This is a genomic window from Rhizobium sp. 2MFCol3.1 (assembly GCF_000377565.1).
In the GTDB taxonomy this organism is placed as follows: Bacteria; Pseudomonadota; Alphaproteobacteria; order Rhizobiales; family Rhizobiaceae; genus Rhizobium.
This window is the reverse complement of the sequence record NZ_KB898353.1, coordinates 122,043-138,573: the sequence shown is the minus strand read 5'-3', so window position 1 is coordinate 138,573 and position 16,531 is coordinate 122,043. Positions and strand designations below refer to the sequence as shown.

General features: G+C 61.6%; 18 protein-coding genes. 9 read left to right on the top strand and 9 right to left on the bottom strand.

Translation table 11 applies throughout. The annotated features are described in order from the left end of the window. Positions 1-13: 13 nt before the first annotated feature. The 3 genes from D460_RS0100655 to D460_RS0100645 all read right to left on the bottom strand — a co-directional run bounded on the left by D460_RS0100655 (position 14) and on the right by D460_RS0100645 (position 3,173). Entirely contained in the window at positions 14-862 is an 849-nt protein-coding gene (locus tag D460_RS0100655) for a carbohydrate ABC transporter permease (RefSeq protein WP_018896552.1), read from the bottom strand. Then, a complete protein-coding gene (locus D460_RS0100650; protein WP_018896551.1) occupies positions 855-1,796 on the bottom strand; it encodes a sugar ABC transporter permease in 942 nt (313 codons plus the stop codon). Before D460_RS0100650 ends, D460_RS0100655 begins: the two co-directional genes overlap by 8 nt. A 66-nt stretch (positions 1,797-1,862) precedes the next feature. Next, a complete protein-coding gene (locus tag D460_RS0100645; protein WP_018896550.1) occupies positions 1,863-3,173 on the bottom strand; it encodes an extracellular solute-binding protein in 1,311 nt (436 codons plus the stop codon). Positions 3,174-3,383: 210 nt separating this feature from the next. On the opposite strand from D460_RS0100645, the gene D460_RS0100640 reads away from it, so the two are divergent. The 5 genes from D460_RS0100640 (at position 3,384) to D460_RS0100620 (ending at position 7,522) form a co-directional block, all read left to right on the top strand. Next, positions 3,384-4,583 (top strand): ROK family transcriptional regulator, encoded by a 1,200-nt coding sequence (locus tag D460_RS0100640; RefSeq protein WP_018896549.1) that lies wholly within the window; start codon positions 3,384-3,386, stop codon positions 4,581-4,583. A 33-nt stretch (positions 4,584-4,616) separates the two neighbouring features. Beyond that, positions 4,617-5,717 carry a Gfo/Idh/MocA family oxidoreductase gene (locus D460_RS0100635; RefSeq protein WP_018896548.1) on the top strand — a complete coding sequence of 367 codons (1,101 nt, stop codon included), beginning with the start codon at positions 4,617-4,619 and terminating at the stop codon, positions 5,715-5,717. 19 nt (positions 5,718-5,736) lie between these two features. Next, a complete protein-coding gene (locus D460_RS0100630; protein ID WP_018896547.1) occupies positions 5,737-6,378 on the top strand; it encodes a ThuA domain-containing protein in 642 nt (213 codons plus the stop codon). A gap of 90 nt (positions 6,379-6,468) precedes the next feature. Then, positions 6,469-6,756, top strand: coding sequence for a hypothetical protein (locus D460_RS0100625; RefSeq protein WP_018896546.1), 288 nt, complete (start codon positions 6,469-6,471; stop codon positions 6,754-6,756). A gap of 91 nt (positions 6,757-6,847) precedes the next feature. Then, a complete protein-coding gene (locus tag D460_RS0100620) occupies positions 6,848-7,522 on the top strand; it encodes a spermidine synthase (protein WP_018896545.1) in 675 nt (224 codons plus the stop codon). A gap of 1 nt (position 7,523) precedes the next feature. Here the strand turns inward: D460_RS0100620 and D460_RS0100615 are convergent, their stop codons facing one another. From D460_RS0100615 to D460_RS0100605, 3 genes are read right to left on the bottom strand one after another with little or no spacing between them, the layout of a single operon-like run. After that, the gene (locus D460_RS0100615) at positions 7,524-8,321 is read right to left on the bottom strand and encodes an aldolase/citrate lyase family protein (RefSeq protein ID WP_018896544.1); all 798 of its coding nucleotides are present in this window, start codon (positions 8,319-8,321) and stop codon (positions 7,524-7,526) included. A 19-nt stretch (positions 8,322-8,340) separates the two neighbouring features. Then, positions 8,341-9,198 carry a TIM barrel protein gene (locus D460_RS0100610; protein ID WP_026282641.1) on the bottom strand — a complete coding sequence of 286 codons (858 nt, stop codon included), beginning with the start codon at positions 9,196-9,198 and terminating at the stop codon, positions 8,341-8,343. A 55-nt stretch (positions 9,199-9,253) separates the two neighbouring features. Further along, entirely contained in the window at positions 9,254-10,627 is a 1,374-nt protein-coding gene (locus D460_RS0100605) for an amidase (RefSeq protein WP_026282640.1), read from the bottom strand. Positions 10,628-10,850: 223 nt separating this feature from the next. On the opposite strand from D460_RS0100605, the gene D460_RS0100600 reads away from it, so the two are divergent. Continuing rightward, on the top strand, positions 10,851-11,162 hold the full coding sequence (locus tag D460_RS0100600) for a hypothetical protein (protein WP_018896541.1): 312 nt from the start codon (positions 10,851-10,853) through the stop codon (positions 11,160-11,162). A gap of 76 nt (positions 11,163-11,238) precedes the next feature. Next, positions 11,239-11,676 (top strand): DUF1810 domain-containing protein, encoded by a 438-nt coding sequence (locus D460_RS0100595; protein WP_018896540.1) that lies wholly within the window; start codon positions 11,239-11,241, stop codon positions 11,674-11,676. 9 nt (positions 11,677-11,685) lie between these two features. Here D460_RS0100595 and D460_RS0100590 read toward each other — a convergent pair whose 3' ends face one another. Together D460_RS0100590 and D460_RS0100585 are read right to left on the bottom strand one after the other, a co-directional pair. Continuing rightward, positions 11,686-11,874 (bottom strand): hypothetical protein, encoded by a 189-nt coding sequence (locus D460_RS0100590; RefSeq protein WP_026282639.1) that lies wholly within the window; start codon positions 11,872-11,874, stop codon positions 11,686-11,688. 78 nt (positions 11,875-11,952) lie between these two features. Further along, positions 11,953-12,576 (bottom strand): TetR/AcrR family transcriptional regulator, encoded by a 624-nt coding sequence (locus D460_RS0100585; RefSeq protein WP_026282638.1) that lies wholly within the window; start codon positions 12,574-12,576, stop codon positions 11,953-11,955. Positions 12,577-12,707: 131 nt separating this feature from the next. On the opposite strand from D460_RS0100585, the gene D460_RS0100580 reads away from it, so the two are divergent. Continuing rightward, entirely contained in the window at positions 12,708-12,917 is a 210-nt protein-coding gene (locus D460_RS0100580; RefSeq protein WP_018896537.1) for a hypothetical protein, read from the top strand. 135 nt (positions 12,918-13,052) lie between these two features. Here the strand turns inward: D460_RS0100580 and D460_RS0100575 are convergent, their stop codons facing one another. Further along, on the bottom strand, positions 13,053-14,999 hold the full coding sequence (locus tag D460_RS0100575; protein ID WP_018896536.1) for a methyl-accepting chemotaxis protein: 1,947 nt from the start codon (positions 14,997-14,999) through the stop codon (positions 13,053-13,055). Between the two features lie 451 nt (positions 15,000-15,450). Between D460_RS0100575 and D460_RS0100570 the strand changes: the two genes are divergently transcribed. Beyond that, positions 15,451-16,494 (top strand): SMP-30/gluconolactonase/LRE family protein, encoded by a 1,044-nt coding sequence (locus tag D460_RS0100570; RefSeq protein ID WP_018896535.1) that lies wholly within the window; start codon positions 15,451-15,453, stop codon positions 16,492-16,494. Positions 16,495-16,531 lie beyond the last annotated feature (37 nt).

Here is a 16,531-nt window from a genome sequence, read left to right as displayed (position 1 = left end):
CACCGGGCTATCATCACGACTTGACCGCGCCTGCGGTCAAGCCGGCGATGATGTGCTTCTGCGCGAGGAAGAAGACAATGACGGTCGGCATGATGGTCAGCGTAATGAAGGCGAGCACCAGCTGCCAGGCGGTGCCGAATTCGCCGCGGTAGACCATGATGCCGAGCGGCCAGGGGTACATCTTCTCCGAGTTCAGCATGATCAGCGGCAGGATGTAGCTGTTCCAGCTGCCGACGAAGGAAATGATGCTGACCGTCGCGATGATCGGTCGCGAGAGCGGCAGGCAGATGTGCCAGAAGAAGCGCATGTAGCCGCAGCCATCGACGACGGCCGCCTGGAACAATTCTTCCGGAAGGTTTCGAAAATAATTCCGGAACAGGAGTATGCTCATGCCGAGCCCGAAGGCGACCTGCGGAAGCACCACGCCCCAGTATGTGTTGAGCAGCCCAAGATCGCGGATGCGGATGAAGAGCGGCAGAATGGCGGTCGCGGCGGGAAACATCAGGCCGATCAGGAAGTAATTCAGCAGGAAGTCGGCGCCGAAGAAGCGGACATGCGCGAAGGTGAAGGCCGCCATCGCCGATACCGATACGGTGAGGAAGACGGTGAGCGCCGCGATGAGCAGCGAATTGACCATCTGTCGCCAGTAGCGATCGCCGAACAGGATGTCGGTGTAATTTTCGACATGCCACTCGACCGGCAGGCCGAAGGGATTGGTGCGCAGGTCGCCCAGATCCTTGAAGCCGCCAAGCGCTGTGGTCACCAGCGGGATCAGGACGATGGCCGATATGATGACCAGCGATGTGTAGAGATAGGCTTTGGTGCCGGCGTTGAGCCGATCGGATGAAACGACGTCAGTCATGGCGCATGAATATCCGTTTGTAGCTGAAGGCGAGCGTGACGCAAATCAGGAAAAGCACGACGCCGACGGCGCTTCCGAGCCCGACCTGCATGCGGGCGACGCCGAAGTTGAAGAGGAAGGTCACCATCGTCTGCGTGGCATTGAAGGGGCCGCCGCCCGTCAGAGGCATGATGAGGTCGAACAGCTGCAGCGAGCCGACGACAGCGAAGAAGACGGACAGACGCACGGTCGATCCAAGCAGCGGCAGGGTGATGTAACGGAACCGCTGCCAGCCGCTGGCGCCATCGATCTCGGCGGCCTCCAGCACGCTCTTGTCGAGCGATTGCAGTCCGGCGATGAACAGCATCATATGGAAGCCGAAGTATTTCCAGACGATCACGCCGAGTACCGCGTACATCGCCAGATCCTTGTCGGCCAGCACATAGGGCGTCTCGACGCCGAGCAGATGAGCGATCGAGGCGAAGAACCCGTAGTCACCGTCATAGACGAAGCGCCAGATCAGGCCGGCCGCGACATCGGCGAGCACGTAGGGCAGGAAAAAAATCAGACGGAAGACAACCACGCCGGCAATGCGGTGCGCCAGCATCATCGCCAGCCAGATGGCGAGCGGAATCTGGATCGCGATCGAGATGACCATGATCATCGCGTTGTTCTTCAGCGCGGTGAGGAAAGCGCCGTTCTTGAACAGGAGTTCGAAGTTGCGCATGCCGACATATTGCGTCGGCAGGCCATAGCCGTCCCATTTGTAAAGGCTGTACCAGGCGGCCTCGCCCATCGGCAGGATCACGAAGATCGAGAACAACAGAAGCGCCGGCGGCAGGAAGAGCAGCAGCACGGGCAGGCGGCCGGCAACGGCCGGATGTTTGCGCCGGGCGGACTGGGTGGCCGGTATGTGCACGGGTCTGATTGCGGCGGCGGCGCTGACATTGGCCATGGGGACCTCACATTCCAGACATCAAATGGCGGCGCGAGAGCGTGCCTCGCGCCGCGATGGGCTTGATCAGAACTGATCCTGCTCGAAGGCGTCCTGAATCTGCTGGGCGCCATCGGCAGGCGTCATCTGTCCGGAGACGATAGCGACCGACACGTCGTTGACGACGCGGCCAACCGAGGGGCCGAGATCCTGGTCGAAGAAGTTCTGGTGCCATGTGGAATGCGCCAGCTGTTCGGCCGATTCATGCAGCAGCGGGTTGGTCACGCCGTCCTCGGCGCCGACCGCGACCGGGATGATCATGCCGGCCTTGGCCATGGTCCGTTCGTTCTCGGCATTGGTGAGATAGGCGAGGAAGTCGAGCGTTTCCGGCGGCGCCTTCTTGGTGACGGCCCAACCGTTCAGGCCACCCAGCGTATCGGTGACGGCACCGGCGCCGCCTGCGACGGCGGGGAAGGCGAAGCGTCCGATATTGTCGGGGTTCAGGCCCTTCTTGTCGCCGGCATTGGTGCGCTGGTTTGATTCGGTGTTCTGGAAGCCGAGGATCATCGCCGCCTTGCCGTCGCCGAAGACGCCGAGCGTCTGCGGCCATGTGGCGCCGAGGTAACCTGGCTGGAAGGGCTCGAGCTTGCCGAGTTCGGCGAGCTGTTCGCCGGCCTTGATCATCGCCGGGTCGTTGAAGCCTTCGCCCTGGCCATTCTTGGCGGCATCGAAGACCGTCTGGCCGCCGTTGCGCATCACCAGATAGCTCCAGTAGAAGTGGATTGGCCACTTCTCGCCGCCACCGCCTGCGATCGGCACGATGCCGGCATCCTTGATCTTCTTGACCGCGGCCAGATAGTCGTCCCAGGTCTTGATCGTCGTCGCATCGACGCCGGCCTTGGCGAACAATTCCTTGTTGTAGAAGAAGGATACGGTGCCGACCGCATAAGGGACCGCGCCGATCTTGCCGTCATAGCTGAGGCCCTTGACGGAGGCCGGGTTGTAGGTCTTCACCCACGCGCCATCCTTGGCGTTCATCGCTTCGCTGAGATCAAGCAGGGCGCCTGTCGCCAGCTGCTGTTTCAGAACGCCGCCACCCCAGCTGTAGAAAAGATCAGGCGCATCGTTGGACTGCAGAAGCGTCGGCAACTTCGCCTTGAAGGCCTCGTTTTCGAGGAACTGCATCTCCACCTTGGTGCCCGGATGCTCGGCCTCGTAATTCTTGACGATCTGCTGCCAGACGCCGAGATAGGTCGGGTCGATTTCGAGATGCATCCACTTGATGGTCGTGTCGGCAGCGGCAGTGCCGGCGGCGATCAGAAGCGCCAGAGCGGTCGCGGTCGAGCGGACAAAGGCACGACTATTGAACAGGGCTTTCGCCCTTTGATGATTGAACATAAGGTCTCCTCCTCAAGGGAAAATCGTCCTCTACAATTTTGTCCCTTATGCGGATTAAATGATCGGCAGCTTTGCCGGAATGTCAACTCCCTAGGTTGATTTTGGCAGATTAGCCTTGACAGACGGCTGAATCTCCACGTTATTTAATTCGCATTCCGACAAAAATAGCGACCTGCTTCGGCGGTCGCCAGAAGAGCCGTGCAAGAATAGATGAAGACCGCAGACCCGGAATTGATGCGCGCGATCAATCGCCTGAACGTGCTCGACACGGTTCGCCGCCATGGACCGATCGCGCGTGTCGAGATCAGCGAGCGCACGCAGCTGTCGACCACCACTGTGTCGGCCATCACCGCCTCGCTGCTGGATGATGGCCTCATCCTGCCGCGCCACGAAGGCGATATCCGCAACGAAGCGGCGCGTGGCCGGCCACGTGTCATGCTGGAGCTCAATCCCGATGCGGCGCGTGTCGTGGGCGCCAAGATCGCGGCCAGTCGCATGGTCTTCGTCGTCACCGATTTTCGCGGCGACGTGCTCTCGAATCTCACCCTGCCGATCCGGATCGATCGCCAGCCGATCGGGGTCATCGCCGATCTTGTCGAGGATGGTGTGCGGCGCTGCGTCGTCGATGCCGGCCTGTCGCTGGAGGATGTCGATACCGTCTGCCTCAGCCTGCCGGGTGTGATCGAGCATCGAACCGGCCATATCCGCAGCAGCCCGATCTTCCGGGACGTCAATGTCGATTTCGCCGCCGAGATGACCGCGCGGCTCAACACCTCGACGATCGTCGAAAGCGACGCGCATGCCATCACGCTTGCGCATCACTGGTTCGGCAAGGCGCGCGATCTGGAAGACATGGTGCTGATCTCGCTGGAGCAGACGCTGGGGCTGGGCGTGCTCCATGGCAACCAGCTGTTTCGCGGCGCCGGCGGCCTCAGCCACAATCTCGGCGATCTCGTGCTTGGCATGGGACCGCGCGGCATCGTGCGGCTGTCAAGCCAAGCGGGCGAAAGCGAAATTCTGGGCGAGCAGCCGGCGGGCGGGCGCTTTGCCGAGGCGATCCGGCTCGGGCGCGGCATGTCGCATGCGCAGGCCCTGATCAAGGCAGAAGACAACGCGCTGATCAGCGCGGCGATCCGGGCGGGGGAGGCCGTCGGTGTCGCGGTTGCCAATATCGTGACCATCTTCGCGCCGCCGCGCGTCATCCTCGTCGGCTCCAGCCTGGCGCTTGGCGAACCTTTCCTGGAAAGCCTGCGCAATGCCTATGCGCTCGCCATTCCACCCTCGCTCAAGGGGGTCGCCGAACTCGTCTTCGACGATTCCAGCGACGACTTCTGGGCACAGGGGGCTGCGGCCGTCGCCCTCTACGAACTTTACGAGTCGCCGTGGAACACCACGGGCCCGGCGCTCTGACGCTTTCAGAACCAAAATCTATGGGAGGAAATCATGGATAAAGTCGGCATAGGCATCATCGGATGCGGCAACATATCGGGCGCGTACCTGAAGGCCATGACGTCTTTCCCCATTCTCGACATCAGGGGCGTGGCGGATCTCAACAGCGAGCTCGCGCAGGCAAAGGCGGCTGAGTTCAACGTGCCGGCCAGAAGCGTCGACGAACTCTTCGCCGATCCCTCGATCGAGATCATCGTCAATCTGACCATTCCGAAGGCGCACGTCGCCGTCGGCCTGCAGGCGCTTGCCGCCGGCAAGCACACCTATTCGGAAAAGCCGCTCGGGATCAATTTCGCCGAAGGCAAGCAGCTCGCCGAAGCGGCCAAGGCGAAGGGCCTGCGCATCGGCGCGGCACCCGACACCTTCCTCGGCGGCGGCCACCAGACGGCCCGCGCGCTGATCGACCAGGGCGTGATCGGCCAGCCGGTGGGCGGCACGGCCACCTTCATGTGCCCCGGCCATGAGCGCTGGCACCCCAATCCAGCCTTCTACTATGAAGTCGGCGGCGGGCCGATGCTGGATATGGGGCCGTATTACATCACCGATCTCGTCAATCTCTTCGGGCCTGTGGCGCAGGTGGCGGGCTTTGCCGTCACGCCGCGCAAGGAGCGCGTCATCACCAGCGAGCCGCGAAACGGCGAGCATATCCCGGTGCATGTGCCGACCCATGTGTCCGGCCTGATGGCCTTTGCCAACGGCGCCGTCGTGCAGATCGGCATGAGCTTCGATGTCGCCGGTCACAAGCACGTACCGCTCGAGGTCTACGGAACCGAGGGAACGCTGATCGTGCCCGATCCCAATCACTTCGGCGGCGAGGTGGAGTTGCTGCGAAAGGGCGGTGCCTTCGAAAGCCAGCCGCTGACGGCACCCTATGCCGATGGAAACTACCGGTCGATCGGTGTCGCCGATCTCGCCTATGCGATCCGCGAGAACCGGCCGCATCGCGCCAATGGCAGCCTGGCGCTGCACGTGCTGGAGGTCATGGAAGCGTTCCAGACCGCATCGGACACCGGCCGCACCGTGGCGATATCAACGCAGACGGAAAGACCGGCGCCGATCTCGGAATCCCTCGTCGACGGACGTCTGGGCAAGTAATTATTGAGGAGGAAGTTTAATGCGTGAAGCACTGATCGTTTGGGGCGGATGGAGCGGCCACGAGCCGCAGGAATGCGCCGCCATCGTCAAGGACATACTCGAGGAAGACGGCTTCAAGGTCTATGTCGAGCATACGACCGAGGCTTTCGCCGACCCGTCCGTTCACGACCTTTCACTCGTCGTGCCGATCGTCACCATGTCGAAGATCGAGAAGGAAGAGATCAAGAACCTTGCGGCGGCAATCGAAGGCGGTGTCGGTCTGGCCGGCTATCATGGCGGTGCCGGCGACAGCTTCCGCGACTGCGTGGAATACCAGTTCATTGTCGGCGGCCAGTGGGTCGCGCATCCCGGCAACATCATCGACTACAGGGTCAATATTACCCGCCCCGATGACCCAGTCATGGAAGGCATTGCCGATTTCGACTACACGTCGGAGCAGTATTACATGCATGTCGACCCCTCCAACGAGGTGCTGGCGACGACGACCTTTACCGGCGATCACGCCTACTGGATCGATGGCGTGGTGATGCCGGTTGCCTGGAAACGGAAATACGGAAAGGGACGCGTCTTTTATTCCTCGCTCGGCCATCAGGCGAAGGAGTTTTCCGTGCCGGAAATGCGCACCATCTTCCGCCGGGGCGCCAACTGGGCGGCGCGCTGAGCTCGCGCAAAATAGGTAGTAGCACGCGGTTGGAACATTACCGGCCGCGCGCTATTTCTTCATGGTATTCAACGTGAAGGAGTTTCCAGCATGCGCAAGCTTCTCGCAGTCACCTCAATCGTCATCATGGGCTTTGCCGGCAGTGCATTCGCGCAGATGAACATGGGCACGGACAGCAGCGGTCGGTTTGATGGCTCGCCTCCACTCGGAACCGGCCCGCAGGATGAACAATCGAGCGGCCTTTCCATTCCGCTCGATTCACTTGAGACGGGAAGCACCGCAGGCACCGCCCCGGTCCAGTGGACACGCTGCCCGCCCAATCAGCGCAATGCGGCCAACCGCAAGTCCACCAATCCGGCCTGCATCAACGGACAGTGATCCGATCGATGCCTGGCTTTCAGCCTCGTGTTTGCGTTTCATCGGCGCGATCTTTTGTGCTAGTGGGGCGTCTCAACGCGAGGCCTAAGACATGCTGCCCTGGATCCAGCTCGATTCCGCTCAAATTCCCGGCGAGGCCGGCGAGTTGCGCCTGAAGCAGCGCGGCAGCGAATTCTCCATCATGCTCGGATCGAACGAGCTGATGAACAGCCGCCTCTCTGGTTCCGAAGAGGCGCTCGCGACGCTCTCCTACGACAAGCTCAAGGGCCGGCCGCGTCCGAGCATCCTGATCGGCGGCCTCGGCATGGGATTCACGCTGCGCGCAGCACTCGCCGTCGTACCCAAGGATGCATCCGTCATCGTCGCCGAACTGGTGCCCGCCGTCGTCAGCTGGGCGAGGGGGCCGATGGCCGAGGTGTTCAAGGGATGCCTCGATGACCCCCGCGTCGGCATTCACCAGGGGGATGTGTCCGAACTCATTCGTTCGAGCCGGGCAAAATTCGACGCCATTCTGCTTGATGTCGACAACGGGCCGGATGGACTGACCCGTCAATCGAACGATGGGCTCTACGACTTCGCCGGGCTGAAGGCGGCACGCGAGGCCCTGCGTCCCGGTGGCGTGCTGGCCGTGTGGTCATCCGGCCCCGACGCCAGCTTCACGCGCCGGGTGCGCGACAGTGGCTTTGCGGTCGAGGCCGTCAATTCGCGCGCCAACGGAAAACGTGGCGGCGCGCGCCACGTCATCTGGCTGGCACAGAAGAAATAGATCAGCCAGCCTGGCCTTTACGCGCTGCGGCGATGGCACTTGCGGCGCCGGCGCGAAGCTGCTGCGTGTCCGCGCCTGCAATAACCAGGTCGAAGCCCATCTTCAGCAGTTGCCCGGCGCGCTCGCCGTTGCTGCCGAAGATGCATGCGAACTTGCCATGCGCGCGGCAGCGGTCGAGCAGCTGCTTCAGCACGACATCCATCTCCGTCGTATCGGGCGCCAGCTGCGCGCCGTTCGAGAGCGCGATGGAAAGGTCCGATGGGCCGATAAAGACGCCGTCGATGCCGTCAACGCCGAGAATGTCATCAGCGGCATCGAGCGCTGCCCGGGTCTCGATCATCGCGATCGCGACGGTTTCCATATTTGCCGTCGCCAGGTAGGTCGTGGCGGCGAGGCCGGTATGGTTCATCGCCAGCGTCGGTCCCCAGCTGCGCTCGCCGAGCGGCGGATACTTGGTCGCCTTGACGAAGGCATGCGCATCCGCAACCGCATTGATCATCGGCGCGATGATCCCCGAGGCACCGGCATCGAGCAGCCGCGAGGCCGTCGAGAAATCGCCGACGGGAATACGCGCCATCACCGGCTTGCCGGCGAGCCTGCCCTGCCCAATGCCGTTTGCGGCCGACACCATGTCCCAGACGCCGTGCTGCATATCGAGCACGACGGCATCGAAGGCTTCCTGCGAGAGATGATTGACGAAGAGCGGATCGGGTATGCCGATCCAGGCCGAAATCAGGCCACCGCTTTCGCCGGACCTGAGGCGTTTCGAAAAGTCGTTGATCGCAGTTGAACCAGGCATGCCAGTCTCCTTCCGCAGCTCAGCCCGTGGCGCGCTGCTCATCTTGATGGAATTGTTCGATAAAGCCCTTCTGAAGAAGGATGCCGTCCCATTCGTCGGCGAAGAACGGCGAATCGTAGATCAGTGTGTAGGGACCGGCATATCCGGCCTGTCGGCAGGCTTCCAGGCACTTGCCGTAGTCCTCGGCATCCATCCCGGATGCAGTATAGTTGGCCTTTGCGTGGCAGATTTCGGCGCGGCGCATGATATCCGAAAGGCCGGCATATTTGTCCGGCGCCGACCAATTGCCGAGATCGCCGTTGAGGCCGACCTTTCCGGCGAGATCGTCAAGCAGCCAGTTGGTTTCTTTGGGCGACGGCAGGAGATCGAACCAGTTTTCGGTGACAACACGAATGCCGCTCTCCTCGGCCTGCTCCGCCAGCCATGAGAGATGTCCTGATGAGCGGGCGAGGTTCTCGTCGCTCGGCTGCTGCTTTCCCGCGATGACGCGCATGTTTCTCGCGCCAAGCGCGGTTGCGATCTCGATCCAGCCGGCGATCCAGCGGACATCGCGCTCGGCCGTCTCGGGGTTGCTCGGGTCGCCATCCTCGACCAGCAAGGTCTGGAGCAGGACGCCGGATTGATCGAGGGCTGCGCGCAGCCGGCGCAGATAGTCCGCGTCGAGGCTCGGCAGATGGAAGGAGCAGATCTCCAGCCTGTGGATGCCGCGATCGGCAAGTTGGCGCGGAACGTCGATCAGCTCGACGCTGCCGGCGCCATAAGGCTCTTGCGGCGCGGCGCTCTTGGCCGGATCGGGGCTATAGGGATAAACCGCACCCAGCGCCCGGTGCAGCGACCACGTAGAGACGGCGAACCGTCCGTTCTCGATATTCTCGATCATTCCATTCCTCCTCCTCGTTCCCGCCTTATCTAGGCAGCAACGCCTTGGAATTTCAAACGGAATCTCCCGTGATCACAGCTTCCGCCGAAAGGCTGGCGGCAAGCAGCGCTTCGTCGCGGCCGGCGGTTGCCGAAAGCAGCAGGCCGACCGGCATATCCGCGTCGCCGGTCCCGCAGGGGATCGACACGCCGCACCAGTCGAGGAAATTGCCGAGCATGGTGTTGCGCAATGTCTTGCCGTTGGTCGCGAAGAAAAGATCGTCGTTTGCTTCCAGGGCGGCGATCGGTGGCGCGACATGGGCGACGGACGGGTAGGCGATAATGCTATCGCCAACCATGCGGTTGACCTCCGCTATCAGTCGCTCGCGCGCTTCGAGAATGGCGATGTAGTCGGGCATGGTGATCGTCTGGCCAAGTCGGGTGCGTTGCACGACGCGGTGGTCCATTTGATCGGCCTCTGGCCCGGCGAGGCGTTCGCGATGAAGCGCGAACGCTTCCGCGGTCACCAAGCTGCCGTATTTGCCCATGAGGGCGAGAATTTCGTCGAAGGCCGGGATGTTGACGCGGGTCACCGACGCGCCTTCGGCGATCAGCCACTCCACGCTTTGCTCGAAGGCTGCGACGACGCCGGCCTCGGCACCATCGAACACGACATTATCAGGAATGACCACATCCAGCTCCCGAAGCGAGCTCGGGGTGATGGTGGGAGCGGCGGTCAGGCCGCGCATGGCAGCGTCGATCCAGATCGCATCCTGAACGGTGCGGCAAAGGGGGCCGAGCGAATCCAGGCTTTTCGCCAGCGGGAAGACGCCGCCCATTACGTAGCGTCCGCGCGTTGCCTTGTAGCCGACGACGCCATTGAAGGCGGCGGGGATGCGGACCGATCCGCCCGTGTCGGTGCCGATCGCCACGGGGACGAGACCTGCGGCCACCGCGGCACCGGCGCCCGAGGAGGAGCCGCCGGGAATACGTGGCTCATCCTTGCCGCGCGGATTGTGCGGTGTGCCGTAATGCGGGTTGATGCCGAGGCCGGAAAAAGCGAATTCGCTCATGTTGGTGCAGCCAACGGCGACCATGCCGGCCTGGGCGAGCGCGGTCACGACAGCAGCGTCGTCTTCGGCCACGGGGGCGTCCCGCAGAACCTTGGAGCCGGCGGTCGTCGCGCGCCCCTGGATGTCGAACAGGTCTTTCCAGGCAACGGGAATGCCTTCGAGCAATCCGCGCGACCGGCCAGCTTTCAGCCGCGCCGAGGACGCTTTGGCCTCTTCAAGCGCGCGGTCGGCCAGCAGTTCAGTGAAGATCGATTGATCGGTGTGCGCCTTGATGCCTTCAAGCACCGCCTCGGTGACCTCGACCGGATCGGCGGCGCCATTCTGAATGAGAACGGAAAGTTGCGCGATCGACATCGCACCAAATGATTTCGTCATGTCAGTGTCCGTGGTCTGGATGAATACCCGACCTAAGCCGAATTTCCTCGAAGTGCCAAGCCCTTGAAGCCAGATCAAACCGATTGGTTCGATTTTATGAACACTGAGTTTGCGTATCCGGCCTTCAACCGTGGCGGTTGCCACCACATATCGGGAATGCGCGAAAGACGCCACGGGTCGAGGGATGTTGTAGGCACCTCGCGCGGATTTCAGGAGCAAGACAATGAGAGATGTAGACAGCTGGAGCGCCCCTCGCGGCGACACGGTCCATCATCATGCAACGGACGAAGAGTTGGACGGTATGGGCGAGCGCGAATACGTGGAACACATCAAGGCAACCAGCCGGCCATCGGTGTCGGAGCGGTTTATGATCGTTGGAGCCCTGCTGGTTCTTGGCGCGGCGGGGTATGTCGCGCATATGAACACCTCGACGGCATCGGCTGTCGATCTCGCCCCTGTAGGAGCGATCTCGGATTCCGGCCCGTCGCTGGATTATTGCCGGGAGCATAGCCCGTATCCAGACAAGTCCTGCTGAGGACTTGTCCTGAGTTCTTCCGGCTTAAACTGGAGAAACAGCGATCGTGACATAGTTCTAGTCGGGGGAGGGCATCATGTCCGGTGATATCGACTACGATCTCGATCGCTTTATCGAAGCTCAAAACGGAGTCTACGATCGCGCGCTTGCAGAGCTCAGGAATGGCCGCAAGCACTCGCACTGGATGTGGTTCATCTTTCCGCAGATGGCAGGTCTCGGCACGTCGTCAATGGCGGAGAAATATGCCATTCGCTCGGCCGGCGAGGCTTCGGCCTATCTGGCCGATCCCATTCTCGGCGCCCGCCTTTTGCGCTGCGTCGAAGCCGTATTATCGATCGATGGAAAATCCGCGCATGAGGTCTTCGGCTCTCCCGATGATCATAAGCTGCGATCGTCGATGACGCTTTTTGCGGCGGTCAGCGACCATGGATCGCCTTTCCATCGGGTGATCGATCATTTCTACGACGGAGCGTTCGATCATCGCACGATCGAATTGCTGGATGCTGGCCGCTAGCGGGCAACTTTAGCCAACGCGGGAATGTTCGAGCGTATCGATCTCCGCCGAGATTTCCTCGATCCGAGAACGCAACTCACGATCAGTGCCGTCGTTGACATCCTCGTCACCGAAGCAATCGCGCGCGTCGTAGAGTTCAAGCTTGGACTCAAGCTCCGCCCGTTTGGCATACAGGCGATGGAGATAAATGTAGTTCATCTTCTCGCTCAACCGTGTTTCCACATCTGGTTGAAAACGAGTTTCCCTCACGAAAGTTCCAAGCTTAGGGACTGGCGCTCAGGCAAACGCCGCGACAGCGGCGTTGCACGCCTTGGAAAAGTGGCCGCAACAGTTGTCCTTGCCCATTGACTGACGGGTGACGCGGGCGCCTTCCAGAAGCAGGGTCAGCGTGTCTGCCAGCAGCTGCGGTTCACGCGCGCCGGCGGCGAGACAGAGCGCCTCGAGCCTGTCGCGTTGCTCCGCCTTGTGGCGTTCGATGACGCTATAGGCCGGGTGGCCTTCGCCCTTGAGCTCGATCGCGGCGTTTGCCAGATCGCAGCCGACCTGATCGCCGCAAAGGCTCTGCGTCCTGAGCTCGATCCAGGCAAGCAGCTGAGCGCGGGCATCGTCGGGGTGCGTGGCTTCCAGTTCACGCCAGATCGCCTCGGCCTTTTCGGAGGCGCGGCGCAGCGTTTCGCACACCAGCTCGTCCTTCGATCCGAAGTGCCGGTAGAGCGTCATCTTGTTGGTGAGAGCGCCTTCGGCGATGGCATCGACGCCGATGCCACGGATCCCGTGCTCACGGAAAAGCTCTGCCGCGGTCGAGACGATACGTTCCCGGGGAGGGATCTTTTCATCGGTTCCTGCAGGCAGAAGAGCTGTCGAAGTTTTTGATTTTTCTGCGGACAATGTCCTTGACATCCATGTGACCGATCGGTAACAAATGCATTGTTACTTACCGGTAACACCACTTTTCGCGGAAGTCAATTGCCGAGAGGGCAACGCGGCCGAAGTGGAACACGGGCGACCGCCCACGAAAGGAGGACTGAGCCATGAGAAAGACCAGAGACGACCTGACGATATCCGAAGCCCTTCGCGACCCCCTGATCGCCATGGTGATGCGCGCCGATGGCGTGAAGCTTGAAGATTTCAAGCGGCTCCTGGAGACTGCGGCGGTGAAGCGCGAACAGCGCGCCAATCCGGTCAAGAAATTTATCGACGTCATCAAGAGCAATCCGGCTGCTGTCTGCAGCTATTGCTAACGCCTTGGGCTTCCCTGCCCCCCGAAAGCCGTCGCCACATTGGCGGCGGCTTTTTTGTTTGTGGCGATCAATGGCCGTGCGTTGCGCCCAAATAAAAACGGAGCCTTCTGGGCTCCGTTTCCTAAGTGACCTAGCTCAGAATTCCGACCATTCCGGCTCTTGCTTGAGCGCGGCGTTTCCGCGAAACGCATTGGTCAACTTCTGGCCCAGCTGCCGTGCCGGCGAGGCGACGGGGCCGTGGCTGGCAGTTGTCGCCGCAGGCTTGGCGAAGCTCGGGCGCCCCTGGTTGGCAACGGCAGCGCCGTCCAGCTTGAACTGGGACATCAGCTGCGCCAGCGCCATGGCTTCATGCGCTAGGCTGTGGCTGGCCGCGGTCGTTTCCTCGACCATGGCGGCATTCTTCTGCGTGCCTTCGTCCATGGTGTTCACGGCCGTGTTGATCTCCTGCAGGCCAAGCGACTGCTCGCGCGAGGCTTCGGCGATCGCGTGAACATGGCGATTGATCTCCTGCACTTCGGCGACGATCGCATCGAGAGCCTTGCCGGCTTCGCCGACCAGCTCCACGCCGGACTCGACCTGCGAACCCGAGGCGGTGATCAGAGCCTTGATCTCCTTGGCGGCGCGCGCCGAGCGCTGTGCCAGTTCGCGCACCTCCTGAGCGACGACGGCAAAGCCCTTGCCCGCATCGCCCGCGCGGGCGGCTTCGACGCCGGCGTTGAGAGCCAGAAGGTTGGTCTGGAACGCGATATCATCGATCACGCCGATGATGTTGCTGATCTCGTTCGAGGACTGCTCGATCAGGTGCATCGCGGTGACGGCGTTGCGAACGACCTCGCCGGAGCGTTCGGCGGCTTCGCGCGTCTTGGCGACCAGCTGGCTGGCGTCGCTTGCGCGGCCGGCGGCATCCTTGACGGTCGTGGTAATCTCTTCCAGCGCCGCTGCGGTCTCTTCGACGGAAGCCGCTTGCTGCTCGGTGCGCTTGGAGAGGTCGTCGGCGGAGGCGCGAATCTGGCTCGAGCCGGCGCTGATGGCGCTCGCGTTGGCGCCAACGGCCTGCAGCGCATTGTGCAGTTTGGCGATCGCGGCGTTAAAGTCCTGACGAAGCGTGTCAAGGTCGCCGGTGAACGGCGTGTCGATCTGGCAGTTCAGGTCGCCATTGGCGAGATCGCCCAGCGCACCGCCAAGAGCCTTGACGGCCCGATGCAGGTTGGCGGCTTCGTTGGCCTTCTCGGCTTCGCGCTCGAGGCGCTCGCTTTCGCTCATCGAGCGGTTGGCCTCGGCCTGCTGTTCGATACGCATGCGGTCGATCGCATTGGTCCGGAACACGGCAACGGCGGCAGCCATCTGACCGATTTCGTCGCGGCGGTCGAGGCCATGGATTTCCTCACCGGTGTCACCGGAGGCCAGCGTTTCCATGCGCTGACGAAGCTTCGCCATCGGCGCGGTCACGCCCTTCTGTGCGATGACCATCGCGAAAGCGATTGCGGCGATAACGCCAAGGCTAAGGCCGACGATGGTGTAGAAGATAGTCGCGGAGACCGAGGCCGAGAGCGCGCTCCCGCCCTGTTCCAGTAGATCGGCCATTGCCTTGTTGTTGGCGCCAAACTTGGGCGACAGGGCAATGATCGTCTCGTCAAGCTGCGTTGAAAGCCGCTGGGTCTCGGCCGCGTTGTTTGCGGCGCGTGCGGCGAGAAGCTGGTCGCCAAGCGCCTTGAGCGCGTCGGCGCCGACAAGCAGATCATCGATAGCCGGCTTGCGGCTCGGCACAAGTTCGGAAACCTGCGCGAGACGCTGGCGCGCGCCGTTGTATTCGGTCGAGAACCGCTTGGAGATGTCGTTGAAAGCGGCCGATCCCGGCTCCTGGGCAACGGCGCGGCTCAACCATGTCGTCGATGTCCAGACACCGGCCGCAGCACGGGCGCTGAACGTCGCTGCCTGGCTCTCGTTTTGAAGAAAGCCGGTATACTGCTGATTGGCCGAACTGAACTTGTTGGTCAGATACATCAAGCCAGCCAGCGAAACGACGCCAAGCAGCGCAATTGCGATGAGGAATTTTGTCTGGATCTTCAGGTTTTTCAACATGAGGCACCTTGGAAATGATGGGAACGGCAGGGGGCGAGCCGATCGAGCGTAAAAAGAATGAAAAAAGTTTGTCGTGAACAGACGCGTCATGCGCCATAAATCGAGCGCTAATCTCGATTGGGTGATTTCAACCTAGGCGCTCACCGTTAAGAAAGCCTGACTCTCCCGGGTCGCGAAACGGAGAATCGGTCGTAGGGATACCATTTGTCAAATTCATCGCTTAAGTGCGCAAAAATGCATATTTCTACAGGCTAATTTTCCTTCGCCGCTACTCGTGACGACAGTGCTCGGCGCCCGTGATGGTGTTACGGCTCGTTAACCAGTCGGAGAATCCGTTCAAATGTGTCATTGCGGCACACGCATAGGTCGCTCTACATGGGCGCGATCATTTTTGATCATACTCCCGCGATCTCGTGGGTCCATTTGAAACAAATCATATTGAGGATGCCTAGTGGTTTACACACGCCGCAACGTCATTGCCATGTCCGGAGCTGCGCTGGTGGGTGCCGTTCTGCCGAAGGTCGCAGCCGCACAGTCGATCGGCTTCACCCCATCGCCGATCTATCCCGATCCGGCCATCCAGGTTCTCGACCCGAGCTTTGCCAAATATCGCGTCGCGAGCTCCTCCTTGGAACAGGTCGCCACCGGCGCCCGCTGGCTGGAAGGCCCGGTTTGGTTCGGTGATGGTCGTTATCTCCTTGTCAGCGACATACCGAACAACCGGGTCATGAAGTATGACGAGACGAACGAGACGTGGAGCGTCTTCAACCCGAATTCGAACTATTCGAACGGCCATGCCCGCGACATGCAGGGCAGACTTCTCTCTTGCGAGCACCTGACGCGCCGCGTCACCCGCACCGAATATGACGGCTCGATCACGGTTCTGGCCGACAACTACAAGGGCAAGAAGCTCAATTCGCCGAACGACATCGTCTGCAAGTCGGACGGCTCGATCTGGTTCACCGACCCAACCTTCGGCATCGCCGGCGAATGGGAAGGCGAAAAGGCCGAACCGGAACTGCCGCATTCTGTCTATCGCATCTCGCCTGATGGAAAGCTCAACCTCGTTACCGACGATCTGAAGGGGCCGAACGGCCTGGCGTTCTCGGAAGATGAAAAGAAGCTCTACATCGTCGAAGGCCGCGCCCAGCCCTATCGGATCATCTGGTCCTATGATGTCGGCAAGGACGGTTTCTCGCTGTCCAACAAGAAGGCGCTGATCACCGCCGACGACAATGGCGGCCTCGACGGCTTCCGCGTGGATGTCGATGGCAATCTGTGGTGCGGATGGGGCTCTTCGGGTGCTGCCGGCGCAAAGCCGGAAGACCTCAACGGCGTGAAGATCTTCAACAAGGACGGTAAAGCGATCGGCTTCATCAAGCTGCCGGAACGCTGCCCCAACCTCGTCTTCGGCGGTCCGAAGAAGAACCGCCTCTACATGGCGTCCAGCCACTCGGTCTATGCGCTCTATGTCGAGACGCGCGGAGCAGTCTGATTAAAATTCGAGCCGCCGCGATTGTCGCGGCGGCTCG

What these genes read in the sequence shown, in the direction of transcription:
- D460_RS0100640 (WP_018896549.1), top strand. Translation starts at nt 3,384, where the DNA reads ATGAAGACCGCAGACCCGGAATTGATGCGCGCGATCAATCGCCTGAAC.
- D460_RS0100585 (WP_026282638.1), bottom strand. Translation starts at nt 12,576, where the DNA reads ATGTCAAGGACATTGTCCGCAGAAAAATCAAAAACTTCGACAGCTCTT.
- D460_RS0100650 (WP_018896551.1), bottom strand. Translation starts at nt 1,796, where the DNA reads ATGGCCAATGTCAGCGCCGCCGCCGCAATCAGACCCGTGCACATACCG.
- D460_RS0100655 (WP_018896552.1), bottom strand. Translation starts at nt 862, where the DNA reads ATGACTGACGTCGTTTCATCCGATCGGCTCAACGCCGGCACCAAAGCC.
- D460_RS0100630 (WP_018896547.1), top strand. Translation starts at nt 5,737, where the DNA reads ATGCGTGAAGCACTGATCGTTTGGGGCGGATGGAGCGGCCACGAGCCG.
- D460_RS0100605 (WP_026282640.1), bottom strand. Translation starts at nt 10,627, where the DNA reads ATGACGAAATCATTTGGTGCGATGTCGATCGCGCAACTTTCCGTTCTC.
- D460_RS0100600 (WP_018896541.1), top strand. Translation starts at nt 10,851, where the DNA reads ATGAGAGATGTAGACAGCTGGAGCGCCCCTCGCGGCGACACGGTCCAT.
- D460_RS0100590 (WP_026282639.1), bottom strand. Translation starts at nt 11,874, where the DNA reads ATGAACTACATTTATCTCCATCGCCTGTATGCCAAACGGGCGGAGCTT.
- D460_RS0100645 (WP_018896550.1), bottom strand. Translation starts at nt 3,173, where the DNA reads ATGTTCAATCATCAAAGGGCGAAAGCCCTGTTCAATAGTCGTGCCTTT.
- D460_RS0100575 (WP_018896536.1), bottom strand. Translation starts at nt 14,999, where the DNA reads ATGTTGAAAAACCTGAAGATCCAGACAAAATTCCTCATCGCAATTGCG.
- D460_RS0100615 (WP_018896544.1), bottom strand. Translation starts at nt 8,321, where the DNA reads ATGCCTGGTTCAACTGCGATCAACGACTTTTCGAAACGCCTCAGGTCC.
- D460_RS0100595 (WP_018896540.1), top strand. Translation starts at nt 11,239, where the DNA reads ATGTCCGGTGATATCGACTACGATCTCGATCGCTTTATCGAAGCTCAA.
- D460_RS0100620 (WP_018896545.1), top strand. Translation starts at nt 6,848, where the DNA reads ATGCTGCCCTGGATCCAGCTCGATTCCGCTCAAATTCCCGGCGAGGCC.
- D460_RS0100625 (WP_018896546.1), top strand. Translation starts at nt 6,469, where the DNA reads ATGCGCAAGCTTCTCGCAGTCACCTCAATCGTCATCATGGGCTTTGCC.
- D460_RS0100580 (WP_018896537.1), top strand. Translation starts at nt 12,708, where the DNA reads ATGAGAAAGACCAGAGACGACCTGACGATATCCGAAGCCCTTCGCGAC.
- D460_RS0100635 (WP_018896548.1), top strand. Translation starts at nt 4,617, where the DNA reads ATGGATAAAGTCGGCATAGGCATCATCGGATGCGGCAACATATCGGGC.